Below are 24,835 nucleotides of genomic sequence, written 5' to 3' on the forward strand. Positions count from 1 at the left end.
ACTGCCGAACTGTAAGCTGAATAACTGATAAGTAACCGATTGTGACGACACGCCTGGTGACAGGCCTGTCATTGGCTTGGGCGTGCTCCTTATCGCGGAGTTCTGGTCGTACTCAACTGTGCTGGATCTTCTCCTGCAGGTAGGCTCTTCCATGCAGATCGGGCAGATCGGTCAGTACCAGCGGACCGAGACTATGGGACAGGCGGAGGCGAACTATGGCAGATGGGAACACGACCCGGCCGTCCTCTACCGAAGCCACATCGGAAGCAGCCGTCGAACCACCAGCCGAGTCGCCCCCGCTGCCGCGTGCCGGCGACCTCACCTCGGCGAGTGAAGACTCCATCGTCGATCCCTCCGAGGCGATCCTCGAACACATCGATCTCGACTCCTGGAAGTGGCCGAAGTACTTCGCGTTCTCACTGACCCGCATGGAGGAGATCTTCCCGACCGGCGGCATCCCGCGCGGCATCGGACCGGTCCGCGACCTGGTGACCGAAGAGAACGACTTCCGTCCCCTGACCATCGACCGCGAGAAGTGGTCCGGCGCGGACGAGAGCTGGTCGACGGTCGGTGACGTTCTGGCCGATACCTTCACCGACGCCTGGCTCGTCTCCCGTAACGGCGTCGCTCTGGCAGAGGAATACGCCTGGCCGATGAAACCGGCCCGCCAGCACATGCTGTTCTCGATCAGCAAGTCCATCGTCTCCGCCGTCATCGGCGCACTCACCGACGCCGGCCATCTCTCACCGGAAGATCTGGTGACCACACGCGTACCGGCATTGGCCAAGAGCGGGTACACGGGCGCCACCATCCGCGACCTCCTCGACATGAGATCCGGCATCAGATTCTCCGAGGCATACCTCGAGAAGGGCTCCGAGATCCGAGCCCTGTTCGAAGCGGTCGATTTCGCACCGCGGACGGCCACCTCGGCGAACGGGATCAAAGACTTCCTCATGGGACTGAGACGCGAACGCGAGCACGGCGGGCCCTTCGTCTACCGCAGCTGCGAGACCGACGTCCTGGCCTGGATCTGCGAAGCAACAGTCGGACAGCCCTTCTCCGTCATCGCCAGCGAATACGTGTGGTCGAAGATCGGCGCGGCCCACGCCGCCCAGGTCTGCCAGGACCGCTGGGGCGGATCCATCGCCGACGGCGCCATCAGCACCACCCTGCGCGACCTGACCCGGTTCGGCGAGATGATCGCCCGCGGCGGCACCACCGCCGACGGAGAGCGCGTCCTGTCCCGCGCCTGGATCGACGACATCTTCACCGGAGAGGCCGATTCCGCTCAGGTCTTCGCCGACTCCCCGTCCGGGCGGTCCTACCCGGGCGGAATGTACCGCAGCCAGTTCTGGGTGCCCTCGGCCAGCCGCGACGTGGTCATCGGCATCGGCATCCACGGCCAGATGCTCTACATCGACCGCGCCACCCAAACCGTGGGCGTCAAGCTCTCCAGCGACCCCCAGCCGGTGAGCCTGGCCCACCAGCACGGCACCTTGGCCATGTTCGAAGCCATCGCCGAGGCGGTCCCCGAGAAGAATGGTTCCGGACCCCACCCGCCGGTGGCGTCCGAGTCCGCAGAGGCTCCGCACCCTTCGACAGCGCCCGGTGGCGTGTCGGCCGCTGCAGTGAGCACATTGGTCGGCGGGAGCCCGGCCGCCGGCTACTTCTGAAGAACTTTCGGTGCGATCCGCCACGGTTTCTTCGCACCAAACGTTCCTCATGATCAGACTGACAAGCACGCTCGGACCCTCTGAGTCATCCGTATGACGAAATCTCACGCCTCCTCTGGCCTTTGGCAGTAGCGTGGCCACTGCAAGGACATCGACCCCAGGAGGTAGCACACCATGACTGACTTCTTCGATCGCGAAGGCGACGGAAAGTACGACAAGGCCTACAAGGAGACCACTCCGGACATCCTCAAGGCCTTCGGCGATTTCAACAATGCCGTCTTCGCCGAGGACGGACGCGAGATCCCGCTCAAGTACCGTGAGCTCATCGCCTATGCCGTGGGACTGACGACCCAGTGCGCCTACTGCATCGACGCGCACTCGAACGCCGCGGTCAAGGCCGGTGCCACGGAGACCGAGCTGGCAGAGACCGCATGGACCGCCTCGGCGATCCGGGCCGGCGGAGCATTCGCCCACGGGCGCCTCGGCTTCAAGCTCACCGGAGCCCACGACCACTGAGCCGGCCGGTCGATTGTCTAGACTGAAGGGCAATCATGACTGAGGACTCCCGAGCATCACCGCGCAGAACACCCCGCCTGCAGCCGCACCGCATTCTCGTGTTGGCACTGGGCGGGGTCTCTGCCATCGACCTCGGAGTTCCCGTCCAGGTCTTCGGTCGGGGGTCCAATGCTGTGAGTCCCGGCGATGCCGTCCACTCGAGCGGCATCCTCCCCGGCGGAACCTGGCCGTACTCGGTCGAGGTCTGCGGGGCGGTGCCGGGGCTGGTCGCCGGTGCCGACGGACTCTCCTACTCCGTCGACGTGGGACTCGATGCGCTGGAATCGGCCGACACGATCGTCATCCCCGGGGCCACTTCTGCGGTCGACGAGGAACCACCCGCGGCCGTCGTCGGCGCCCTGCTTTCCGCCTTCGAACGCGGTACCAGAATCGCAGCGATCTCGACCGGCACCTTCGTCCTCGCCCGGACGGGCCTGCTCGCGGGGCGGCGAGCCACGACACACTGGTCGACGGCGAAGGAGCTGGCTCGACGCTATCCCTCGATCGAGGTCGACGAGAACGTCCTGTTCATCGACGAGGGCGCGCTGCTGACCTCGGCGGGGGCCGCCTCGGCGATCGATCTCTGCCTGCACCTCATCCGCCGCGACCACGGTGTGGGGCTGTCCAACCAAGTGGCCCGCCGCTTGGTCGCCGCCGCTTACCGCAGCGCCGGGCAGGCCCAATACGTCCCGCGCAGCGTTCCCGACCCCTTGGGCGAGGTCTTCGCCGACACGAGGGAGTGGGCACTGCAGCACCTCGGCGAATCACTGACGCTGACGGATCTTGCCGCCAACGCCGGAGTCTCCGTGCGCACCTTCTCCAGGCGCTTCGTCGACGACACCGGCTACACCCCGATGCAGTGGGTGCTCAGGGCCCGCGTCGATCTGGCCAGGGAACTCCTCGAGAACAGCGACCTGGGGATCGAGCAGATCGCCGACCAGGTGGGGCTGGGCACCGGAGCGAATCTGCGGATGCACTTCCAGCGCATCCTCTCAACCTCTCCCAATGAGTATCGGCACACGTTCTCCGGCTGATTCTGCGGAGGGGTCGACGCGGTCAGCCGGGCCTCACAGTGTGGTGGGGAGGACGCCGCCATCGGTGCGAAGCGCCGCGCCATTGGTGGCCGAAGACTTCGTGCTGGCCAGATAGATCACCAGATTCGCGATCTCTTCGGGATCGATGAAGCGCTGGATGAGGGAGGTCTCGCGCACGAGTGCGGACTTCAGCGCCTCGGGCGAGGTCGCCTGCTCGGCAGCGATGTGCTCGACCGTGTCTGCCACGCCGGTGGAATAGGTCGGCCCGCCGATCACGGTATTGACCGTGACAGCGGTGCCGCGGGTGAGCTTCGCAAGGCCGTTGCTCAACGCGAGTGCGGCAGCCTTCGTCGCCCCGTAGCGGATCATCTCACCCGGCACATCGACGGCGGACTCGGTGCCGATGAAGATGATGCGGCCCCAGCCTTTCGCGAGCATCGGGTCGAGGAGGCTGCGTGAGAGGCGGACCCCGCTCATCACATTGACTTCGAAGTCCTCCAGCCACTGTGCGTCCCGCGCCTGCGAGAAGGGGGAGACCTCGAACCGCCCGACATTGTTGACCAGCACGTCCACATCTGTCAGCGCCTCCAGGAGAGTCTCGACCTGCTGTGGGTCGGCGAAGTCGGCTGCGATTCCCGACACGTCGCTGTCGGGTACGGCAGCGCGGATGCGTTCGACTGCGTTCTCGACTCGCTGCTCATCACGCCCATTGATCACCACGGAGGCGCCTTCAGCCGCGCATGCCGCAGCAACGGCGAACCCGATGCCCTGTGTGGATCCGCTGACGAATGCTCTCTTCCCGGCGAGACCTGTCTCCATGCTGCGTGTGTCCTTCCATGCGGCCGACGGCAGGGATACTGGCGTCGGCGCTGGCTCTGGCGTCGGCGCTGGCTCTGGCGTCGGCGCTGTCTCCGGCGTCGGCGTCGGCGCTGTCTCCGGCGTCGGCGTCGGCGCTGTCTCCGGCGTCGGCGTCGATTATTACTTTCCTGAGTAAGTAGACTGTAGGTGTTTTCACTTTCTCAAGCAAGTAAACTGCTAGGGTGGGCTGCATGGTCGATGCAGAGTCCGATGATGCGTTCAATTCCGATGAGCTCGAGGTCTGGTCGGCGGTGGCGACGCTTCTGGAATGGCTTCCCGCTGCGCTCGATGCGCAGCTGCAGGCCGATTCCGGGCTCAGCCACTTCGAGTTCGGTATCCTCTTCGCCCTGTCGGAGGCCGAGGGGCGCGCGCTGCGCATGAGCGAGCTGGCGGGATATGCCAACAGCACCCTCTCGCGACTCTCGCGCGCCGTCGGACGGCTTGAGCGCAAGCACTGGGTCCAACGAGCTCCGGATTCAAACGATGGGCGCATCACGGTCGCGACCTTGACCGACCTGGGGCTTGATGCCGTGTGGGCCGCGCAGCCCGGGCACGTCGCCCTTGTGCGTCGCCTCGTCTTCGATTCGCTGACGCGGTCCCAGGCGCGAGCGCTTCGCGAGAGCAGCCGGAGGGTCAATGCTGCGATCCGAGACGATGGCGGATGGCTCCCCGGTGGCGCGGGCTCGTCTGAGTCCTGAGTCCTGAGCCCTGAGCCCCGGAGGCCCGGGGCTGGTGACTGAGCTCCGGGAGCTGGGTTCTGGGGTTGAGCGCCTGGGCCCTGGGGACTGAACACTGACCCCTGGGGACTGATGGCACGTCTGCGTTCGGCTCGATTTTTGGTGGCTGGATACTTGCGGTATCTGGCAATAGGTCTGGCAGTAACCTTGCGTAGATTGTCTCGCTGGCCACTGTTGGGCGATGCTCGAACGCGAGACTATGGGGTTGTACCTACAAACGGACCCTCCCAAGGAGTGACATTGACTCGCATCGCCATCAACGGTTTCGGTCGTATCGGACGCAGCACCCTGCGCGCTCTGAAGGAACGCGGCAGTGACCTCGAGGTGGTTGCCATCAACGACCTCGGCCCCGTCGAGGACCTTGCCAGACTGCTGAAGTTCGACACCACCCTCGGTCGCTTCGGGCTCCCCGTCGAGGTTTCCGGCGACGAGATCATCATCGACGGAAAGCCGACAAAGGTCCTCGCTGAGAAGAACCCCGAGAACCTGCCCTGGTCCGAGATGGGCGTCGACATCGTCCTCGAATCCACCGGCCGCTTCACCAAGGCGGACAAGGCGCGGGCACACATCACCGCCGGTGCGAAGAAGGTCCTCGTCTCCGCCCCGTCCAAGGGCGCAGACGTCACCTTGGCCTACGGTGTTAACACCGAGGCCTACAAGCCCGAGCACACCATCATCTCGAACGCCTCGTGCACCACGAACGCACTGGCCCCGCTGGCGAAGGTCCTCGACGACCTGGCCGGCATCGAACAGGGCTTCATGACCACCGTCCACGCCTACACCGGCGACCAGATGGTCCAGGACGGTCCACACAAGGATCCCCGTCGTGCCCGAGCCGCAGCGGAGAACATCATCCCCACATCGACAGGGGCCGCGAAGGCTATCGGCCTTGTGCTTCCGCAGCTCGACGGCAAGCTCAGCGGCGATGCCATGCGCGTGCCCGTGCCGGTCGGTTCCATCGTCGAGATCAACACCACCGTTTCCCGTGAGGTCACCCGCGACGAGGTGCTCGACGCCTACCGCACGGCCGCCGACGGGGAGCTCAAGGGCATCCTCGAGTACGAGACCGAGCCGGTCGTCTCCAGCGACATCGCGGGCCAGACAGCCTCCTCGATCTTCGACTCAGCGCTCACCCGCGTCGAGGGCAAACGGGTCAAGGTCGTCGCGTGGTATGACAACGAATGGGGCTTCTCCAACCGCGTCGTCGACAACCTGGAGTTCATCGCCCAGGGCTGAGGCCATCAGCCCAGAGTCGCCCCTTCGCCGAGGGGCACGGCTCGCTCAGGGGCGACCCTTCACCCAGGGTGACGGCTCGCCCACGGCTGACGGCTCGCCCACGACTGACCGACGAAAAGCGGCCCCGACCATGTTCTGCGCATGATCGGGGCCGCTGTCGTGCAACCCCTCGGAGCTCGGCTACGTCTAGGGTGCCAAGGGGCGTCGGCGGCGGAACCGCGATCCTCGGTTGAGGAGGGTGCGCTGTCCCGAGGCAGCGCACAGGTGGCGGGGCATCACCGTGCGGAGTGGCGCCGCATCACCTTGCGGAACAGTACACAGGTTGCAACCGATGTACTGTTCCGTAAACCGACGAGTCTCGGGGAAGACTCCACCTGCGCAACGCAGAAGGCGGAGGCCGCAGCCCCCGCCTTCGTGCAACCGGCTTCTCGTGTGCTCAGCTGATTCCGGTGTGCTCAGACGTCGTCTTCGGCGTGTGAACCGCCTTCGTCCTCCCAGCGCTCGATGGCACGGACCTTGGCGCGGTTGAACTTCAGTCGCACACCGTAGCCGCCGTGCGACTCGTCGCGGACGAACCAGGCACCGAACTCCTCGAGCGCTTCTCGGACGCGGTGCTCCTGCTGCTCGGTGAGGTCCTCGAGCCCCTTTTCGAAATTCTTGAGTTCGGACTTCCGCACACTCGCCTTGGACGCCACATCCTTCGCGGAGACGCGACACAGGGCACGGGCCGCACGAGCCAATGGGCCGTCGAAGATCTGTTCATTGCTCATGCTCTTACCCTGCCAGAAGAACCCATAAGCTGCCAGAAGAACCCCGAACCTGCCAGACGCCGTCCCGCACCACTGGGGCAGCGACGTCGCTGCCCTACGAACTCCATTGCGCGTTCCTCCGATGCTGAGCAGCCAACCGGACGGGAGCGTCGGGTGCGCCGAAACCGAGGTAGTCGCCTCGGCGCTCGATCATCTCGAAGAAGACCGAACCGATCGTCGAGGTGTAGAAGTGCAGGAACTCCCCGCGTGCGTCCCGGTCGTAGAGGACGTGGTGCTCCTGCAGACGCTGCAGGAATTCCGGGTCGAGGTCGAACCGGGAGTCGAGGTCCTCGTAGTAGTTCTGCGGCACAGGCAGGAAATCCAACCCGCGCGACAGCGCTGTGGCGGCGGCGTCGAAGATGTCCTCGCAGGCCACAGCCACATGCTCCGGGTAAGCCTCGACCGCCGAGCCGATGCTGCGTCGGCCGGCTCCGGCCTCGGCGTGCGGCTGCGGTGAGACGTTGAGCGGCATCCGAACCGATCCGTCGCTGCTCGACATGACCTGGGATCTGACCAGGCCCGATGGGCTCGGCACGTCCTGTGAGGACTGGGCGTGCAGCGCCAGGAGCGAGGTGTAGAACAGGACGGCCTCGTCGTAGTGGTTCGAGGGCTGAGCCAGGTTCACGTGGTCGATGTGGGAGACCTGCTCGTCGTGGTCGTGTCCGAACTCCCTGATCCAGGCCGGTCTGCTTCGGTCCAACTGGTGGAAGAAGACCTCGGAGCCGTCGGGGGCGAACACGCCTCGCAGCACTTCTTCGTCGTGTGCTTCATCGCGAGGGACCTCGATCGCGTGCAGAAGTGCGGCGCGATCCATGGCTGCCTCGGAGTCGAGGACTTCGAATCCGATTCCGCGCAGGAACGTCCCACTCACCGGCGCCGAGGTGGTGTTCGCAGCGTCTGTCACCTCGGTGACGATGATGCGGGCCTTTCCCCGCAGCCACAGCTGCACGTGAGGTTTGCTCCGGTGGAATCCGATGAACTGGAACCCGAGCTGGTGCATCTGACGGGTGAGCACACCGAGATCGTCGGTGCTCAGCTCGACATAGTTGATTCCGCGGGGCTCCTCCACCTCGGGCAGCGGCTGCAGATCGAGCCGGGCCGTCGAGTCCGAACCCTCCGGGCCGCGAGCCTCGGACGCAGACCGATCGGCGATGCTCGCCTCGAGCCAGCGCAGGGAGCGCAGGCCGTCGACGGCCGTCCTGTTCGTGTCGCCCTGGCGGAACGAATCGTTGAAGACCTCGAGCGAGACCGGTCCCGCGTAGCCGGTGGCCGCGACCCTGGTCAGAAAATCGCTGAGATCCCAGGAGCCCTCGCCGGGGAACACCCGGTGGTGGCGGGACCAGCTGAGCACGTCCATAGTCAGGGCCGGAGCATCGGCGAGCTGCAGGAAGAAGATCTTGTCTCCGGGGATCTCCGCAATTCGATCCAGATCCGTATCGCGAGAGAGGATGTGGAAGCTGTCGAGGCAGGTTCCGATCCGGACGTGATCGGCGGCCTTCACCAGGTCCCAGGCATGGTCGTATTCGGAGACGAACCGGCCCCAGGCCAGGGCCTCATAGGCGATGTTCACCTCGTATCGCTCGGCCAGGTCGCCGAGGCGGCGCAGCTGTTCGACGACGATGCCGTCATCGGAGATGGTGGCGGTGCCGACGTTCGAGCACAGGAGCATGGTGTCGATACCGAGCCGGGCCATGAGCCCGAACTTCGATTCCGCGCGTTTGAGGTTCTTCTCGAACTGGTCCTCGTCGACGCCTTCGAAGTCCCGGAAAGGCTGGTACAGGTCGAGCCCGATGTCCAGCTCCCGCGCCAGTTGGGCGATGGCCTCGGGCGAGTCGGGGGAGACGACGAGATCCTGCTCGAAGATCTCGACCCCGTCGAAGCCTGCCCGTGCCGCCGCCCGGAGCTTCTCCTCGAGGGTTCCCGACAGGCACACTGTTGCTATCGACGTTCGCATGGACGTCCTTTCTCACTCCTGGTCACGGGCGCACTGTTCTGGTCACGGGCGCACTGTTCTGGTCACGGGCACACTGTTCAGCGTGAGCGTGACGTGTGGACTGTGTCGATCTCTTCGAGGCTGAGCCCCTTGGTCTCCTTCGCCGTCATCGCCGCCAGGGCCGTGAAGATGCAGACTCCGGCGGTGAACCCGGCCACGGACACCCAGTTCTGGCCCGAGGCTCCGGCGACGGCCGAGGCCAGCACGGGGGCGAGACCGCCGGAGACCGCGAAGCCGATCTGTGTGCCCAGGGCCACGCCGGTGACGCGAACCGTCGTGGGGAACATCTCGGCGTAGAACGAGGGCCAGATGGAATTCGCCATCGAATAGGCGCAGCCGGACATGATCGCTCCGCAGATGAAGATCAGCGTCCAGCTTCCACTCGAGACCGCGCCCAGGTACGGGAACATCATCAGGCCGGCGCCCAGGGCGCCGGTGATGAAGACCGGTCTGCGGCCGAGCCTGTCCGAGAGGATCGCGGCCGCAGGAATGGCGAGCAGTGCGATGGCATTGGCGATGACCGAGACGAGCAGCATGGTCGACCTTTCGAGGCCGACGATCGAGGTCGCGAACGACAGCGACCAGACGGTGAAGACCATATTGACCGTGTTGACCATGGCGCAGGCCGCCACGCGCAGGACCGCGGCCTTGTGCCAGCGGAAGACTGCCTTCAGCGGCGGGTGTGCGTTGCCGGCCTTCTTGAAGGCCGGCGGTTCGTCGAGGCCGCGGCGGATCAGCCAGGCGGTCAGCACCACGAGGGCCGAGAGCCAGAAGGGCACTCTCCAGCCCCAGCTGAACAGGGCCTCTTCGGGCAGGAAGGTGGTGAAGGGGATGAAGACGGCGGTGGCCAGGAGGGTTCCGGCCTGGGTGCCGTGCAGCGTCCAGCTCGTCGTCCATGCGCGCTTGGTCTCCGCCGAGTGCTCGAGGGAGACGCTGATCGCGCTCGCCTGCTCACCGGCTGCAGACAGACCCTGGATCACCCGGCACAGGACGAGGAGGATGGGCGCGAGGTAGCCGACCTGTTCATAGGTGGGCAGACAGCCGACGACGAAGGTCGAGAGCCCCATCAGGAACAGGGTGAGCATGAGGACGAACTTGCGTCCGAACCGGTCGCCCAACGGGCCCATGATCAGGGCGCCCAGCGGTCGGACGACATAGGCGACTCCGACGGTGCCCATCGCCAGGAGGATGGACAGGCCCGGCGCGGTGGTGTCCGGAAAGAACAGCACGTTGAGCACCAGCGCCGCGGCGGTTCCGTAGACCGCGAAGTCGTAGTACTCGAGGGCAGAACCTGTCCAGCTCGACAACGCCGCCCGCAGCGGCGTTTTGGCTGGACGAGCGTCTTCGGTCGCGTTGATCATGCTTCCTCGCATTTCTTCATTGCCATAATATGGCAGTAGTTGTCACAGTATGGTTTACAGTGTGATCGCGATGACATAGTCTGTCAACGACCAATCCACATCGACGAAGCCCCGTCGAAACCATGCCGCAGCCAAGGAGGCGACGATGCCGGCCAAAGGATCCAGTTCGGTGACCAAGGCTTTCGACATGCTCGAGCTCCTCGGCGACCACGCCGAGGGCGTCAGTGCCGCCAGGGCCGCCGAGGTCACCGGTCATCCCTTCAGCACGGCCTACAGGCTCCTCGGCGGACTCGTCGAAACCGGATACGCCGACTTCGATCCCTCGACCAAGGCCTACACTCTGGGTCTGGAGGTCTTCCGCCTCGGTCAGAAGGTCGCCCACCGTCGCGGCTTCGCGGGATCGTCCAAGGACCTCCTGCAGACACTGACCCGGACCACGGGGGAGTCGAGCATCCTCTCCGTCCGTCGGGCCGACGCCGCGCTGACGGTGCTCACGGTCGACGGGCCGCAGTTTCGGACGACGACCGACCCCGGAGACGAATCCCCGCTGCACACCTCCGCCTTGGGTCAGGCTCTCCTGGCCCACGACGCGAACGTCGACCGCACCGTCGACGCACTCGTCCTGGAGCCGCGGACCCCGCAGTCCGTCACCGACGCCGATGAGCTGCGGGCCAAGCTCGAACGCATCCGCGAACTCGGCTGGGCGGGGCAGTCCGAGGAGAACGACGTCGGCATGAACGCCTTGGCCGTGCCGGTGTTCGACCTCGATGGGCGACTGCTGGCGGCCCTCGCGCTGGCCGCTCCGGTCTTCCGCCGCACGCTGGACGAACTCGTCGAGTTCGTCCCCCAACTGAGAGAGGCTGCGACCGCGGTCGCAGCCAGAATGCCGAGGTGAGCTTGCCGACCGTACTCGTCCTCAACGGACCCAATCTCAACCTGCTCGGAGTCCGCGAACCCGAGATCTACGGGCGCACGACCCTGGCCGACATCGAAGAGATGTGCACCCGGACCGCCGCCGAGGCGGGCCTGAGCGTCCGTTGTCTGCAGAGCAACCATGAGGGCGACCTCATCGACGCCGTGCACGAGGCCCGGGAGACCACTGTGGGCGCCATCATCAACGCCGGTGCCTACACGCACACCTCCCTCGCACTCCACGATGCGCTCAAGTCCTATGACCATCCGATCATCGAAGTGCACCTGAGCAACCCCCACGCCCGCGAATCGTTCCGTCACCACTCGTTCCTCTCACCCGCCGCGACCGCCGTCGTCGCCGGCGCCGGAGCCAAGGGGTACGTGCACGCGATGGAGATCCTGGCCGAAGACCTCGATGCCTGAACACCACACGCCTGAGCGCCACACAGTCTGAACACCACACGCACCACATGAAAGCGAGATCATGACCCGACCACTGCTCCTGGGGCTCATCGGCGAAGGCATCTCCGCCTCCCGCACACCGCGCATGCACGAGGACGAAGGCGCCGCACACGACCTCACCACGATCTATCGCACGATCGACATCGCGACACAGCGATCGTCCGAGGTGGGTCTGAGTGAGCTGCTGAGCTCGGCAGTCCGCCTCGGCTTCGACGGACTCAACATCACCCACCCGTTCAAGCAGCAGGTCATCGAGCTTCTCGACGAGGTCGACCCCGTGGCACATCGGATCGGCTCGGTCAACACCGTCGTCATCGACGAATCGGGCCGGACGACGGGTCACAACACAGATGTCACCGGCTTCGCTCGGGGCTTCGAAGCAGGGCTGGGCACTGCGTCCAGGCGCCGGGTCGTGCAGATCGGCGCAGGGGGAGCGGGACGAGCCGTCGCCTTCGCACTCTCGCAGCTGGGAGTCGCAGAGCTCATCATCGCCGACATCAGCGCAGCCAGAGCACAGGACCTGGCTGCGGAGATCGGGGACCATGTCCGTGCGATCTCCACGGCGGACCTCGAACCGGCCATCACCTCGGCGGACGGAATCGTCAATGCCACACCTGTGGGCATGGCGGCCTTCCCGGGGACGCCCTTCGACACGGGTCTGCTGGATCCGCAGACCTGGGTGGCCGATGTCGTGTACTTCCCGCTCGAAACCCAGCTGCTGGCGGAAGCGAAGGAGAAGGGCTGCCGGACCTTGGACGGATCCGGGATGGCCGTCAATCAGGCGATCGACGCCTTCGAACTCTTCAGCGGGCGCACGGCGGACCCGATGCGGATGCGCGAGACCTTCCTGTCATTCGGCGCCTGAGGCCACCGACGCGAGAAGCGCCGGCTCACTGCGCGTTCTTCTGCCTCCGATATTCCCTGATGTAGGTGATGACGAAGATGCCGACGATGATCGCCAGAGTCAGCCACAGGGCGTACTTGTCGACGACTTTGAGCACGTCGACGGCGGTTTCGCCCAACTGGTAGCCGAGAATCGTCCAGATGAGCGTGAAGACCAGACAGCCCAGCAGGTCGGCGATGAGGAACAGCGACAGTCTCATCCGCGTCCATCCGGCGACGAGGTAGACGAGGGTGCCGGGGACTCCCGGGCAGCGCGCCACGATCGTCATGAGGAACAGTGCCCAGTTGGGGATCCGCTTGAGCGATTCGACGCGTTTGACCTGCCGTTCGTTCTGCGCGAAGAGCCGGAGCACGCCGTCGCCCCACCGCCTGCCGGCCAGCCAGAAGGCCCAGTCGAGCTTGGCCATCCCGACGAAACCGGCGACCACGACGAGCCACAGCGGAATCTCGCCGACCCGGGCATAGGCGCCGGCCGCGACCACGGCGGTCTTCGCGCCATTGATGAACTCCTGGAGGACGGGGGCATTCACCAGCATCCAGGGGCGCAGCGGCATGAGTCCCAGGTAGACGAGCGGGACTCCGATGATGAGGAAGAGCAGCAGCTTGTCGAGGCGCTTAGCCTTGCCCTCCCACGGTTTGAGCGCCGCCCAGGGGTGCTCACGCCCGGCCTCGTCATCGGGCAGACGGTTCTCACTCATCGGGGCTCCTGCGTGGGGCTGTGCGGTCGGCGCTCACGGTATCACAGCGACTCAGGCGAAGCCTGGCAGACCGCGTCAGGGCTGGTCTGAACGCAGCCGAGGCAGAGGGCAGAGGCTACGGGCGATTCTCCAGGGTGCAGACGCAGGCGCGATTGCCGTCGGCATCGGCGAGGACGGTGAACGACGGTGCCTGGGCCTCGTCGACGACCGTGCCACCGGCCTCGACTGCCGCGCGGATGCGCTCGGGCGCTGCCGCTGCCGGAACCGAGACGTCGACGTGCAGGCGCTGATGTGGCACCGCGTGCTCTTCGCAGTCCTGGAACCACAGCAGCGGCATCTGCCCGGCAGGGTCAATGACATCGGGTCCGGACACATTGCTCGCATCGCCGGTGAGCAGGACGGCCCAGAACGGGGCGATGGCGTCCCTGTCGGCTGTGTCCATGCCGAGTTCGAGCAGCGCGGGAACCTTCGGATCCGCAACCACCCCCGCCGAGGCGGCGAGTTCGCTGATCCGGCCCGCGAGCTCGAGGTCGCGTTCGGTCACGGCTCCGGTGTCGTGACTGGTCAGTCGGATGGCGACATACGGAAAGGTGAGGGTGACGTCCGGGTGATGGTTCGCCTCCTCGGCGGCGGCACCGATGCGTGTCACGAGCTCGAGTCCGGTCGCGAAGTCGCCGCTGAGGAAGCGGGCGCCGATGCACGCCGGCAGTCCCTGCCAATCGGGGAGACCATGGGCATCGAGGGCGTCGAGCAGCTTCTGTCCGGTGTATGCGGTCATGAACCAATGCTAGAAGCTCGATCGGTGCCTGGGAAGCGGTCGACGTCTCCGACTTCGGCGCCTGGCGGACCTCCTTCCAAGCACGCGCCGCTGGCGCGCTTCCGAACACGCGCCGTCGGCGCGCTTCGGGCACGCACCGTGAATAAAATAGACCAGTGGTCTTGATTTTGTGGTGTGTCCTGTGCCTCAATGGTCACGTGACGAAATTCCACTCCATCAGGGACCAGCTCCTCGATCGGCTCGAATCGATGGCCGCCGGGGAGCAGTTCCCGCCCGAACGCCAGCTGGCCGAGGCGCTGGGCATCTCACGCATGACCCTGCGCCGGGCCATCGACGAACTGGTCGCCAAGGGCGTGGTCCGACGCCGCCATGGTGCCGGCGTCTTCGCCCTCGGACCGAAGCTCGACCAGCCCCTGGCAGCGAGTTCCTTCACCGAGGACATGCTCGCTCGCGGTATGCGCCCCGGATCGCGGGTGCTCTCCTTCGACGTGACGAAGGCCGGAGCCCACATCGGACGCAGGCTCCACCTCGACGACGCCGCCGAGGTGGTCGCGATCCTGCGTCTGCGTCTGGCCGATGATGAGCCGCTCGCGCTCGAGGAGCTGCACATCCCCGCCTCACTCGTCCCGGGCCTGGCGGCTGCGGATCTGGAGAACAGCTCGTTCTACGAACTGCTGCGCTCGCGCTTCGACATCGAACTCAACCACAGCGTCCAGACGATCGAACCGACTCTCCTCGATGCGGATGAGGCGAAGGTGCTCGGAGTTCCCGAGCAGTCACCGGCTCTGCTGTTCGAACGTACCTCGCACAGCGCCGACGGGGTGCCCTTCGAATTCGTCCGTTCCGTCTACCGCGGTGACCGGTACAAGATCCGCACCGAACTCACTCTGCCCGACCGGCTCAGCGGGAATGAACGGCCCGAAGGGAGCCTCGCATGATCATCGCCGGACTCATGACCGGGACCTCGGCCGACGGTCTCGACATCGTTCTCGCCGAGTTCACCCACGACGCCGACGCTGCCGACGCCGGCGCCGCCGACTCCGCCGCCGGCGCCGCCGAGGCAGGCGGTGAGCTCGGCGTCCGCATCGTTGCCGCCCGCGAAGTCCCCTTTGACCCCAACCTCGCCCGCGACATCCTCCGCCTCCTCGAACCGAACGACGTCCCTCTGTCCCTGGTCTCGAGCGTCGACGCCCGCCTGGGCAGATTCAGCGCTGAGGCACTCAAGCAGCTCTGCGTCGAGACCGGAGTCGACTGCGACCTCGTCGTCTCCCACGGGCAGACTGTCCGCCACGACATCACCGACGACACCGTCACCTCGACCCTGCAGATCGGCCAGCCCGCGTGGATCGCCGAGGACACCGGAGCACCCGTGCTCTCCGACGTCCGCGCCCGCGACGTCGCCGCAGGCGGTCAGGGCGCACCTCTCGTCGGGATCCTCGACAGCCTGCTCCTGGGCGAGGCCACGGAGCCGACTGCGGTGCTCAACCTCGGCGGCATCGCCAACATCACCGTCCTCTCCCCGCACAGCGATCCGCTCGCCTTCGACACGGGTCCGGCCAATGCACTCATCGACGTTCTCGCCCGCAGGATCACGCAGGGAGAGAAGGGCTTCGACCGTGACGGTGAACTGGCCGCCCAGGGCAGCATCGACGACGAGCTGCTCGCCCGGCTTCTGGCCGACCCGTACTACGCGCGGCCGGCCCCGAAGTCGACGGGCAAGGAACTCTTCCACTCCGCCTACCTCGACGGGTTCCTCACAGCCCGCCCCCGCCTCGGCGAGCTCGATGCGATCGCCACGGTGACAGCACTGACTGCTCGGACCGTCGCCGAGGCATGCCGCGCACACGATGTCACCGCCGTCATCGCCTCCGGGGGCGGAACCCGGAACCCGGTGCTCATGCGGCACCTGGCCGACAACCTCGGCGAGGACATCACACTGTCGACCACCGACGAAGCCCTCGGAGTGCCCGAAGCAGCCAAGGAAGCACTGCTGATGGCGCTGCTCGGGTGGCTGAGCTGGAACGGACTGGCCGGGACTCAGCCGAGCCTCACCGGCGCCGCGCACCCGAGCATCGCAGGACGACTGAGCCCGGGCCACGGCCCGCTCACACTGCCCGAACCACTGACGACGCTGCCCGCCCAACTGAAGATCCTGCCCAACTGAAGACCCTGCACTGACGAGGATCCTGCACCGACGCACACCTCTCGAAGCAACGCACACCCCTTGGATGAAGGAGAAAGACCATGCAGATCATCGACCTCCTGGTGATCATCGCCTACCTCGTCGCCACGGCGTGGTTGGGGCTGAAGCTCAGCGGAAAGCAGAAGGACCTCAAGGGCTACTTCCTCGGCAGCCGGAATCTGCCCTGGTGGGCGGTGTGTCTGTCCGTGGTGGCCACGGAGACCAGTGCGCTGACGGTGATCGGCATTCCGGTCATGAGCTACCTCGGCGACATCAACTACCTGCAGCTGGGGCTGGGCTACATCCTCGGCCGCGTCGTCGTCGCCTTCTTCATGCTGCCCAGGTACTACGACGGTGAGATGCTCACCGCGTACGCCTACCTGGGCAAACGCTTCGGCACCTCGACACAGACGACCGCGGGTGTGACCTTCCTGTTCACCCGCCTGCTCGCCGACGGCATCCGTGTGCTGGCCGCCGCCATCCCCGTCAAGGTGATCCTCGACGGGCTGGGGATCCACACGAACTACTTCGTCATCATCGTCGTCCTGTCCCTGGTCACGATCGCCTACACCTTCATCGGCGGAATCAAGGCCGTCGTCTGGGTCGACGTGGCCCAGATGTGTCTCTACGTTTTCGGCGGTCTCCTGTCGATCATCGTCATCACCGCCTCCTTCGGCGGCGGCTGGGTCGCCGATGCCGCATCCGCGGGCAAGCTCAACATGTTCATCTTCGAGGGCAACCCGATCTCGGCGGACGCCTCGTTCATTCCCTCGCTGCTCGGCGGCGCCATCTTCGCCATGGCCTCGCACGGCTCGGACCAGCTCGTCGTCCAGCGGCTCCTGTCCTGCCGGTCGAAGGTCGAGGCGCAGAAGGCCCTCATCGTCTCCGGCGTCGTCGTCTTCGTCCAGTTCGCGATCTTCCTCGCCGTCGGTCTGGCCCTGTGGGCCTACTACGACCACAAGCTGCCTGCCGATCTGGGCCTGACCCGCGATGACGAGATCTTCCCGCTCTTCATCATCGAGGGCCTGCCACCCGGGGTCTCGGGACTGCTGCTGGCCGGCATCCTCGCGGCCGCCATGTCGACCCTGTCCTCGTCCCTGTCCGCACTGTCCTCCTCGACCGTCAACGACGTCTACGCACGGCTGAAGAGAACACCGATGACCGACGCCGAAGGCTTCAACGTCGGACGCTGGGCGACGATCGGCTGGGGTGTGGCCTTCATCCTCCCGGCCACGATCTTCCAATCCGATGAGGGCAACATCGTCATCCTCGCCCTGGGCGTGGCGGGCATCACCTACGGCGGACTGCTCGGTGCCTTCGTGTTCGGGATCATCAACAAGCGCGCGACCGCGGTCGATGCGAACATCACCTTCGCCCTCGCGGTCGCCGTCAACGCCTTCTTCTTCGTCATGGAGAAGTACGTCACCGGTGAGGTCTGGGTCGCCTGGCAGTGGTACCCGGCCCTCGGCATCATCGTCATGGTCGCACTCGGCGGGTTCCTGTCCCTGCGTCATCCCAAGACGCAGAAGCAGACCACCGTCGCCGAGGTGGAAGGCAGCAACCGCTGATGGCGTCCTCCCAGCACTCCCCGTCCAGGGACCGGCCGTTCTCCGACCGCTCGTCCTCCGACCGTCGATCCCCGGCCGGCCTGCCCCCGACGGAGCAGCGCAATCCCCGCAGCGCCGGATTCGACGAGCTCGACACCCTCGGTGTCCTGACGGTGATGAACGAGGAGGACCAAGCAGTCCTCACCGCCGTCGCCGAGGCCCTGCCGCAGCTGGCCGACCTCGTCGACATCGCAGCCGAGCGGATGCGCCGAGGCGGTGCGGTTCACTACTTCGGTGCCGGCACCTCCGGCCGTTTGGGAGTCCTCGACGCCAGCGAACTCCTGCCGACGTTCAACCTCGAGTCCGGTCGCGTGGTCGGCCACATCGCCGGCGGCCAGGCTGCCCTGGTCAACGCGGTGGAGAACGCCGAGGATTCCGAAGCCGACGGACGCAGCGCCGGGGGAGCCCTCGGCGCGGACGATGTGGCGATCGGGATCGCCGCCAGCGGGTCGACCCCCTACGTCCGCGGGGCGCTGGCGGCCGCCGGAGAGGTGGGCGCGCACACCGTGCTCATCTCGAACAACCCCAATGCTTCCGTCGCCGAGGTCGCGGCCGACCACATCGTGCTCGACACCGGGCCCGAGGTGATCACGGGGTCGACCCGGCTCAAGGCCGGCACGGCGCAGAAGCTCACGCTCAACGGTTTCTCCACGGCGCTGATGATCGCCCTGGGACGCACCTGGCGCAACCTCATGGTCTCGGTCGTCGCGACGAACTCCAAGCTGCGGGAGCGGACCGTGCGCATCCTCTGCGAGGCCGCGGATCTTGAAGGGGGAGAGGCTCGCGAGCTCTTGGAACGCTGCGGCGGGGACCTCAAGGCGGCGCTGGTCGTCGCCTTCACCTCGGTGGACCCGACCGGTGCGGCCAGACACCTCGAGGACAACGAGGGCTCGGTCAGGGCCGCGATCGCCGCCGTGACCGCCGGTGACACGGCGCCCCGGTCGGCCGAAGCGGGCGAGCCGGGGCGGACCCAGCCGTGAGCGGATTCGTCCTCGGGGTCGACATCGGCGGCACCGGCAGCCGGGTCGCGCTCGCACGCCTCGGCGCGACCGACGCGCCCTCCAAGGAGACGAAAGCCGCCTCGGGGGACTTCACCGACGAACCGCTGTGCACCCTCACCGGCCCCGGGGTGTCGATCGGGACGGAGGGAAGCAACGCACCGCAGCAGATCCGACGCCTCGTCGCGACGGCAAGGGAGGCATGGCCCGACAGCTTCGGATCGATCCGCGGAATCGGCATCGGCGCCACCGGCATCGCCTCGCTGAGCACGGACGTCGGCGAACTCGCGCAGTCGTTGGCACGCGAGGCGCAGGCGAAGACGGCGGTGGCGATCGACGCCGTGACCGCCCACCTCGGTGCCCTGTCCGGAAGCGGGGGAGCGGTGACGGTTCTGGGGACAGGAGCGATCGCAGTCTCCCATCCCGGGCCCGACGGGCAGGGAACTCTTCTTCCGAGGTGGAGGCGCGTCGACGGTTGGGGGCACCTGTTCGGCGACAGGGGAGGCGGAGCCTGGATCGGCAGGCGCGCGCTCGAAGCGGCGCTGAAGTGCCACGACGGCGTCGATCCTTCCGGTGCTGCGTTGCTCGCGGCGGCCAAGGCGAGGTTCGGCGAGCCGAGCACATGGCCCGCGATGTTCTATACGCGCAGTGACCGTGCCGGACTGCTTGCCGCATTCGCCATCGATGTGGCAGGTCTGGCTCGCACCGGTGATCCGGCGGCCGCGGCACTGCTCGCCGAGGCGGGGCGCGAGGCCGCGTGCAGTGCGATCGCGGCGGTCGGCGTCTGTGGCAATTACGGCGGTATCGGCAAGGACGGCGGCGGTCAAGCAGCACCACGCCGGATCGCGCTCGCAGGTGGTCTGCGCCAAGCGGGCGAAGCGCTCATCGAGGCTTTCCATGCTGAGGCGGAGCGGCTGAGTTCCGAGACCCGCGCCGTCGATCCTGCGGGCGATCCGCTCAGCGGTTCGCTGACATTGGCGCGTCATGTCGCCCACGATCATGTGTCATCACAGCCGGGAGTTCTGTGGACCTGAGCTCGACCGATGTCACTCGTTCCCGACGTGGACTACCATCGGTTCTGAGCCGCAGTGCTGCGGCATGCGACTAAGGAGGGTGTCATGACGGACGCCGCGCACGACCGAGCAGTCACCGAGCATGACCGACCAGTCACGGAGCACGACCGGTCAGTCACCGAGTCCGACTGCATCATCGCAGGAGGTGGGCCCGCAGGAGTCGTCGCCGGGTTGCTCCTGGCCCGCGGGGGAGTCAGGGTGACGGTGCTGGAGAAGCACAATGACTTCTTCCGCGACTTCCGCGGCGACACCATCCACCCGTCGACGCTGCGTCTGCTCGACGAATTGGGTCTCTACAACCGATTCGCCAGGATCACACACCGGAGGGTGACCAACATCAGCCTCACCGCCGACGACGGCAGTGATTACATCCTCGGCGATCTGTCCAAACTGAATGTCGCCCACCCCTTCATGACGATCGCGCCCCAGTGGGACTTCCTCAATCTGCTCGCCGAGGCGGGGGAGGACGAGCCGGGATTCGATCTGCGCATGGGGGTCGAGATGACCTCGTTGATCTGGGACGACGACCGGGTCATCGGTGTCCGTGCGCAGACGCCCGAGGGCGAGACGGAGTTGCGCGCACCGCTCGTCGTGGCCGCCGACGGCCGCTGGTCGAAGGCCCGGGACGAGGCAAGGCTGACGATGCGGGAACTGCGGTCGACGATCGACGTGTGGTGGTTCCGGATCGATACCGAGGCGGAGCTCCCCGACTCCATCGCTCCGCGCACCAGCGGCGGCAACGTGTTCGTCGCAATCCCGCGAGACGGTCACGTCCAGATGGCCCGCCTCATCCCGAAGGGTGAGGACTCGAGGTTCCGAGCTCAGGGAATCGAGTCTCTGCGGAAGGCGGTCGCCGAGACTTTTCCCGCGCTGGCGGACGACCTCGGCGCGCTCGAGTTCGGGGATGTGAAGCTCCTCGACGTCCGTCGCAATCAGGCCAAACGCTGGTTCGTCGACGGGCTGCTGTGCATCGGGGACTCCGTGCACGCCATGAGCCCGCTCGGCGGGGTCGGAGTCAACCTCGCAGTCCAAGACGGTGTTGCTACGGCACGTCTCCTCGCCGACGCTCTGCGGTCGGGCCGGGTGAGCGCCCATGACCTCAGGCGTGTTCAGCGCAGACGGATGCTGACGACGAAGGCGGTCGAACTGCTGCAGGGCGGCATCCACCGGATGATCGAACCCGTCGTCCACGGGGGCGGCGTCATCCGTCCGCCGAGACCGGTCCTATGGCTGGTGACGACGTTCCCGGCGCTCAATGTCATCCCGGCGAGGATCCTCGGGCTGGGCATCACGCCGGAGCATGCCCCGGGCTTCGCGCGCCGGGCGGAGTGGGAGGCAAGTGAAGAGGACGACGCAAGTGAAGGAGTAGGGCGAGCCCAGGCCCGGTCACGGACCTGATCTCGGCCCGAATCGCAGTCGTCGCGAGGGTATTCACTCCCGGATGCGACGTTGTCGCGCCAGCAGACTGGTCAGCTGGTGACATTCCGCTTCGGTCATCGTGTCCATGCCGAACCCGGCATCGGCGACGATCTGACTGGCTCGATCGGTCAGCACCCGGCCGTTCTGTGTGATCTCGGCGTAGACCTCACCGTCTTCACCGGACTCCAGGACTCTTTCGAGCAGCCCATTGTCCTCGAGCCATCTCACCGTGGAGAACGACGAACTGGCTTCGACCTGCAGCTGGTCTGTGAGTTCGACCAGAGGGAGCGCACCTCGGTGGTCGAAGAACAGAAGGAGAAGCACTTCATAACGGGCATAGGTCAGTCCCAACGGGCGCAGCTTCTCGTCAAGGTCTGAGATGAGACGGCGATGGGCACGCATCAGCTCCGTCGCCGTCTGCATGCGGTCGCGTTCGGGCCACCGCAGCTCCCAGGAACTTGCCGCCATGGCAACCGGGTCGTTCAATGCGGGCGAGGCACTGCCGATTCTGAACTCCTCAGAAGCGGTGGAGCCGTGGTCCGTGTGGAGTTCCATCGTGTTCCACTCTTCGGTGTCGACGTCCGGGCCGACACCTGTGCGCACAGCGGGGTGCCCACCGGCTGCCACTCCTGCGCTGAAGCGGCGGCCGTTGTCGACCGGGGGCGGATCCAAGTCGGGATCGAAGTCGTCTTCGCGATCGTAGTCTTCGTAGTCGTCTTCTCCACCGGCTGGGAGGTCCGCGTCTGTCTCCGGATTCGTATCCGCTTGCGTGGCGTCATCATCATCTTCTTCGTTGTTGTCAGCGAACGATTTGATGGCTGAGCGCAGACCGGAACGCTGAATCACCGTCTGAATGGTGAGGTCGCGATCATCCGGCCGCCCGACATAGCGGATATCGCGCAGGCCCTGGTCTTGAGCGGCGGACTCGAAGACGAAATGCCCGTAGCGGAAGATCCGACCCATCAGCGGTTTGTGCACCGAGATGTCGAGGATGCGCGACATCGGCATCGTCGCTTTGTGCTGAGTGAAGATTCCATGGATTCTGAACACGCGCATATTCGTGATGACGAAGCGGTCCATGTGGACCAACAGGGCTCGATAGACACCGAACAGGGTGACGAGGGTGCCGATGCCCAGTGGAATCGTGGCGAAGTCGAAGGGCACCACGAAGCTGAGAGCCGCAATGGCCACGCCGAGCAGAATGATGAGTGACGGTGTGACAAAGGCAAGGAAATGGCGACGCACCTCGTCGACAACGATCTCACCCTCTTCAACGATGAGATGGTTTTCGACTTTCGGGTCGGTCAGCGAACTCACAATGCCCCGCTGCTTACTGTGCGGCTACGCGGACAGGGAAGAGAAGAACGTGACCAGCGAATTGACGCCACTGCCCACTGCCGCGAAAGCGTTTCTGACTGCATCGGCCGAATCTTCCGGCCGAGTGAACAGGTAGAACGCCACGAATATGACGACGAGCGTGAGGACGGTCTTCTTCAACCACTTCACAACGGACTCCTCTTTGCCGCGTCGCTGAGATTGCGGAAGCGGACAATAGGTTGCACAACTCCATAAGCGTAACTGCCCTTGCCTCCTGTCTTCGAATGGACGCGCCCAAATTCCGTGATTGCTGTCTCATATGGTGAGAATGAGTCTCATGAAGCCGCCGAGGTGGCCCATGTCCTGTTCCCTTCGGGTGTGCCGGTTCCGGTTTCCCTCAGCCGGGTTCGACGGTCAGCACCCCTGTGCAGGACGACACAGCCTGCGTACTGTTGACGGTATGAGAAAACTATTTGATGCTATTCGCAATATCGGCTTCCGTCGTGGACCCGACCGGGTCTTGGGCGGCATCTCCGGAGGTCTTGCCGAGTTGACGGGGCTGAACGTGTGGCTGGTCCGCCTGCTGGTCCTGGCTTCGTTCCTGCTTCCGGTTCTGGGGATCGGAGCCTACCTCGTCGCCTGGGTGCTCACCCCTTGGCAGGACGGAAGCATTCCACTCGAGCAGGTATTCGGCGGCCGCCTCGAGCAGTGAAACCGACATGAACTCATTATTCGATTCCATTGGCGAGACCGGCTTCCATCGCGGATTTGACCGTATCCATGGTGGCATCGCCGGTCGCTTCGCCGAGGCGGCCGGCATCAGCGTGTGATTGATGCGCGTTCTTGTCCGCATCTCGTTCGTACTGTCTGTCGTCGGTGTCGTCACCTACGCGGTCGCCTGGCACTGAACGCCTGGCAGGACGGATTGATTCCGTTTCAAAGACTCTGCGGCGGTCAGACCGCACGTTGAGGGGCGTGTGTGAACTGGGTGAACAGACGTCTAACAGCCGAATGCTCATTGGTAATCCTGTTGATATGTTGATCATGGTGGTCATCCATTCGCCCGGAGCGTTGCGCGACGAAGGCAGGGGCCATGACCGCCAGCGACTGCGAACTCAGCGTTGTCGGTGGCGTCGCTGCAGCTGAGCTGGCACACGCGCATGCGACCTCTGGCGCAGAGGCCACCCTACGCGCTCGTGTCGACAATGGCATCGAACCCGACTCGAAGAGGCTCTCGTCTCCGTCGCGCCCACCTACCACACCTTCGGTGAGGTCTGGTGGTGTCGTCTCCTCGGATAGCACAGGCGGGTGTGAGATGCAGAGCGAACTCGTTCCGATGCCTAATCAGGCCGGGCAGGCGGTCGAAGTGAGAACTTGGAGTTTCTCCGCGTCTGTGGAACCCGGTTCGGAGTGGTAGATCGCGAGCATAAGTCCGCGGTCGGTGTCGCCGACGACGAGTTTCTCGCGAAGCAGCGTCATTTCGCCCACCAACGGGTGCTCGATGGTGAATCGCCAGTTCTGTCGTGGCTGGACGTCTTGTCGTGCCCATAGTGTGCGGAATCGTTCGCTGGCGAGAGAGAGCTCCCCGACGAGGTCGATGAAGCGATTGTTCAGCGTGTCGGTTCCGACTGAACGGCGGAATCCTGCGACGAGTCTGGCTGTGGTGTCCTCCCAGTCGGTATACAGTTGTTGCTCTCCGGGATCGAGGAAGACCGAGAGCAGTCGATTCTTCCCAACGGTCAATTCTGGTGAGATGGCGGTCGCAAGTGGATTGGCGGCGAGTACGTCGAGGTAGCGGCCCTCGACGAATGCCGGCAGGTTGATCGTGCTGAGCATCGTCGCGATACTTTCCGGTACGACTTCTCTCTTGGGGTGGCGTCTTAGTCTGTCGTCTTTCTGTTCGGCGAGGGAAAGTAGATAGGTGGTGCCTATTGCGTCGAGCTTGAAAACATCTGAGAGTGCGTGCAGGACTTGGGCTGATGGGCGCCGGTCACGGCCCTGCTCCAAACGAAGGTAGTAGTCGGCGCTGATGTCTGCCAGCAGCGCGACTTCTGCGCGGCGCAGACCGGGCACTCGGCGATTGCGCTGAGTGGGCAGACCGACGTGCTCCGGTTTCGTTCTTTCTCGCTGAGCACGCAGATAGTCACCCAGCATGTTCTCGCGATTGACCATGAGTACAGCGTAATGGCAGCACCATCGTCTGACACTGGTTCTGCTGGGACCACTGACA

At 65.5% G+C, this 24,835-nt stretch carries 25 protein-coding genes; 15 read left to right on the top strand and 10 right to left on the bottom strand.

Annotated features, from left to right (window positions below):
- Positions 1-215 precede the first annotated feature (215 nt).
- The 3 genes from BKA07_RS05605 (at position 216) to BKA07_RS05615 (ending at position 3,262) form a co-directional block, all read left to right on the top strand.
- Positions 216-1,673 carry a serine hydrolase domain-containing protein gene (locus tag BKA07_RS05605; protein ID WP_245161855.1) on the top strand — a complete coding sequence of 486 codons (1,458 nt, stop codon included), beginning with the start codon at positions 216-218 and terminating at the stop codon, positions 1,671-1,673.
- 174 nt (positions 1,674-1,847) lie between these two features.
- A complete protein-coding gene (locus BKA07_RS05610) occupies positions 1,848-2,189 on the top strand; it encodes a carboxymuconolactone decarboxylase family protein (protein WP_167950025.1) in 342 nt (113 codons plus the stop codon).
- Positions 2,190-2,224: 35 nt separating this feature from the next.
- Positions 2,225-3,262 (top strand): GlxA family transcriptional regulator, encoded by a 1,038-nt coding sequence (locus tag BKA07_RS05615; protein ID WP_167950026.1) that lies wholly within the window; start codon positions 2,225-2,227, stop codon positions 3,260-3,262.
- Between the two features lie 33 nt (positions 3,263-3,295).
- Here BKA07_RS05615 and BKA07_RS05620 read toward each other — a convergent pair whose 3' ends face one another.
- Positions 3,296-4,081 (bottom strand): SDR family NAD(P)-dependent oxidoreductase, encoded by a 786-nt coding sequence (locus tag BKA07_RS05620; RefSeq protein ID WP_167950027.1) that lies wholly within the window; start codon positions 4,079-4,081, stop codon positions 3,296-3,298.
- A 230-nt stretch (positions 4,082-4,311) separates the two neighbouring features.
- Between BKA07_RS05620 and BKA07_RS05625 the strand changes: the two genes are divergently transcribed.
- Positions 4,312-4,818, top strand: a complete 507-nt coding sequence (locus BKA07_RS05625) for a MarR family winged helix-turn-helix transcriptional regulator (protein WP_167950028.1) — start codon at positions 4,312-4,314, stop codon at positions 4,816-4,818.
- A gap of 279 nt (positions 4,819-5,097) precedes the next feature.
- Positions 5,098-6,093: a type I glyceraldehyde-3-phosphate dehydrogenase gene (gene gap, locus BKA07_RS05630; RefSeq protein WP_167950029.1), complete on the top strand. Its 996-nt coding sequence runs from the start codon at positions 5,098-5,100 to the stop codon at positions 6,091-6,093.
- Positions 6,094-6,548: 455 nt separating this feature from the next.
- On the opposite strand, the gene BKA07_RS05635 is transcribed toward gap, so the two are convergent.
- The 4 genes from BKA07_RS05635 to BKA07_RS19560 form a co-directional block, all read right to left on the bottom strand.
- Positions 6,549-6,863, bottom strand: coding sequence for an XRE family transcriptional regulator (locus BKA07_RS05635; protein WP_167950030.1), 315 nt, complete (start codon positions 6,861-6,863; stop codon positions 6,549-6,551).
- Positions 6,864-6,957: 94 nt separating this feature from the next.
- Positions 6,958-8,856 carry a bifunctional sugar phosphate isomerase/epimerase/4-hydroxyphenylpyruvate dioxygenase family protein gene (locus BKA07_RS05640; RefSeq protein WP_167950031.1) on the bottom strand — a complete coding sequence of 633 codons (1,899 nt, stop codon included), beginning with the start codon at positions 8,854-8,856 and terminating at the stop codon, positions 6,958-6,960.
- A 77-nt stretch (positions 8,857-8,933) separates the two neighbouring features.
- Positions 8,934-10,256: an MFS transporter gene (locus tag BKA07_RS05645; protein WP_167950032.1), complete on the bottom strand. Its 1,323-nt coding sequence runs from the start codon at positions 10,254-10,256 to the stop codon at positions 8,934-8,936.
- A gap of 54 nt (positions 10,257-10,310) precedes the next feature.
- Positions 10,311-10,445, bottom strand: coding sequence for a hypothetical protein (locus BKA07_RS19560; protein ID WP_280712830.1), 135 nt, complete (start codon positions 10,443-10,445; stop codon positions 10,311-10,313).
- On the opposite strand from BKA07_RS19560, the gene BKA07_RS05650 reads away from it, so the two are divergent.
- The 3 genes from BKA07_RS05650 (at position 10,426) to BKA07_RS05660 (ending at position 12,495) form a co-directional block, all read left to right on the top strand.
- Positions 10,426-11,151 (top strand): IclR family transcriptional regulator, encoded by a 726-nt coding sequence (locus BKA07_RS05650; protein WP_342448997.1) that lies wholly within the window; start codon positions 10,426-10,428, stop codon positions 11,149-11,151. The genes BKA07_RS19560 and BKA07_RS05650 overlap by 20 nt on opposite strands.
- 2 nt (positions 11,152-11,153) lie before the next feature.
- Complete coding sequence (aroQ, locus tag BKA07_RS05655; RefSeq protein ID WP_167952922.1) at positions 11,154-11,591, top strand: type II 3-dehydroquinate dehydratase; 438 nt, start codon at positions 11,154-11,156, stop codon at positions 11,589-11,591.
- 61 nt (positions 11,592-11,652) lie between these two features.
- Positions 11,653-12,495, top strand: coding sequence for a shikimate dehydrogenase (locus tag BKA07_RS05660; protein ID WP_209043878.1), 843 nt, complete (start codon positions 11,653-11,655; stop codon positions 12,493-12,495).
- A gap of 25 nt (positions 12,496-12,520) precedes the next feature.
- On the opposite strand, the gene BKA07_RS05665 is transcribed toward BKA07_RS05660, so the two are convergent.
- Together BKA07_RS05665 and BKA07_RS05670 are read right to left on the bottom strand one after the other, a co-directional pair.
- Positions 12,521-13,231, bottom strand: a complete 711-nt coding sequence (locus BKA07_RS05665; RefSeq protein ID WP_167950034.1) for a DedA family protein — start codon at positions 13,229-13,231, stop codon at positions 12,521-12,523.
- 115 nt (positions 13,232-13,346) lie between these two features.
- Entirely contained in the window at positions 13,347-14,009 is a 663-nt protein-coding gene (locus BKA07_RS05670) for a 4a-hydroxytetrahydrobiopterin dehydratase (protein WP_167950035.1), read from the bottom strand.
- A 197-nt stretch (positions 14,010-14,206) separates the two neighbouring features.
- Here BKA07_RS05670 and BKA07_RS05675 point away from each other — a divergent pair, with 197 nt between their 5' ends.
- From BKA07_RS05675 to BKA07_RS05700, 6 genes are all read left to right on the top strand, one after another.
- Positions 14,207-14,947: a UTRA domain-containing protein gene (locus BKA07_RS05675; RefSeq protein WP_167950036.1), complete on the top strand. Its 741-nt coding sequence runs from the start codon at positions 14,207-14,209 to the stop codon at positions 14,945-14,947.
- Positions 14,944-16,173: an anhydro-N-acetylmuramic acid kinase gene (locus BKA07_RS05680; RefSeq protein WP_167950037.1), complete on the top strand. Its 1,230-nt coding sequence runs from the start codon at positions 14,944-14,946 to the stop codon at positions 16,171-16,173. The genes BKA07_RS05675 and BKA07_RS05680 overlap by 4 nt, the downstream gene beginning before the upstream one ends.
- Positions 16,174-16,253: 80 nt before the next feature.
- Positions 16,254-17,759, top strand: a complete 1,506-nt coding sequence (locus BKA07_RS05685) for a sodium:solute symporter (RefSeq protein WP_167950038.1) — start codon at positions 16,254-16,256, stop codon at positions 17,757-17,759.
- Positions 17,759-18,778: an N-acetylmuramic acid 6-phosphate etherase gene (murQ, locus tag BKA07_RS05690; RefSeq protein ID WP_167950039.1), complete on the top strand. Its 1,020-nt coding sequence runs from the start codon at positions 17,759-17,761 to the stop codon at positions 18,776-18,778. The genes BKA07_RS05685 and murQ overlap by 1 nt, the downstream gene beginning before the upstream one ends.
- A complete protein-coding gene (locus BKA07_RS05695; RefSeq protein WP_167950040.1) occupies positions 18,775-19,830 on the top strand; it encodes a BadF/BadG/BcrA/BcrD ATPase family protein in 1,056 nt (351 codons plus the stop codon). The genes murQ and BKA07_RS05695 overlap by 4 nt, the downstream gene beginning before the upstream one ends.
- An 84-nt stretch (positions 19,831-19,914) precedes the next feature.
- A complete protein-coding gene (locus BKA07_RS05700) occupies positions 19,915-21,267 on the top strand; it encodes an FAD-dependent oxidoreductase (RefSeq protein WP_167950041.1) in 1,353 nt (450 codons plus the stop codon).
- A 33-nt stretch (positions 21,268-21,300) separates the two neighbouring features.
- Here BKA07_RS05700 and BKA07_RS05705 read toward each other — a convergent pair whose 3' ends face one another.
- On the bottom strand, positions 21,301-22,605 hold the full coding sequence (locus BKA07_RS05705; RefSeq protein WP_209043879.1) for a PH domain-containing protein: 1,305 nt from the start codon (positions 22,603-22,605) through the stop codon (positions 21,301-21,303).
- A 24-nt stretch (positions 22,606-22,629) separates the two neighbouring features.
- Positions 22,630-22,794: a hypothetical protein gene (locus tag BKA07_RS05710; protein ID WP_167950042.1), complete on the bottom strand. Its 165-nt coding sequence runs from the start codon at positions 22,792-22,794 to the stop codon at positions 22,630-22,632.
- A gap of 271 nt (positions 22,795-23,065) precedes the next feature.
- Between BKA07_RS05710 and BKA07_RS05715 the strand changes: the two genes are divergently transcribed.
- Positions 23,066-23,317, top strand: a complete 252-nt coding sequence (locus BKA07_RS05715; RefSeq protein ID WP_167950043.1) for a PspC domain-containing protein — start codon at positions 23,066-23,068, stop codon at positions 23,315-23,317.
- A 632-nt stretch (positions 23,318-23,949) separates the two neighbouring features.
- On the opposite strand, the gene BKA07_RS05725 is transcribed toward BKA07_RS05715, so the two are convergent.
- On the bottom strand, positions 23,950-24,777 hold the full coding sequence (locus tag BKA07_RS05725; RefSeq protein WP_167950044.1) for a helix-turn-helix domain-containing protein: 828 nt from the start codon (positions 24,775-24,777) through the stop codon (positions 23,950-23,952).
- Between the last annotated feature and the right edge of the window lie 58 nt (positions 24,778-24,835).

Source organism: Brevibacterium marinum (genome assembly GCF_011927955.1).
GTDB lineage: Bacteria > Actinomycetota > Actinomycetes > Actinomycetales > Brevibacteriaceae > Brevibacterium > Brevibacterium marinum.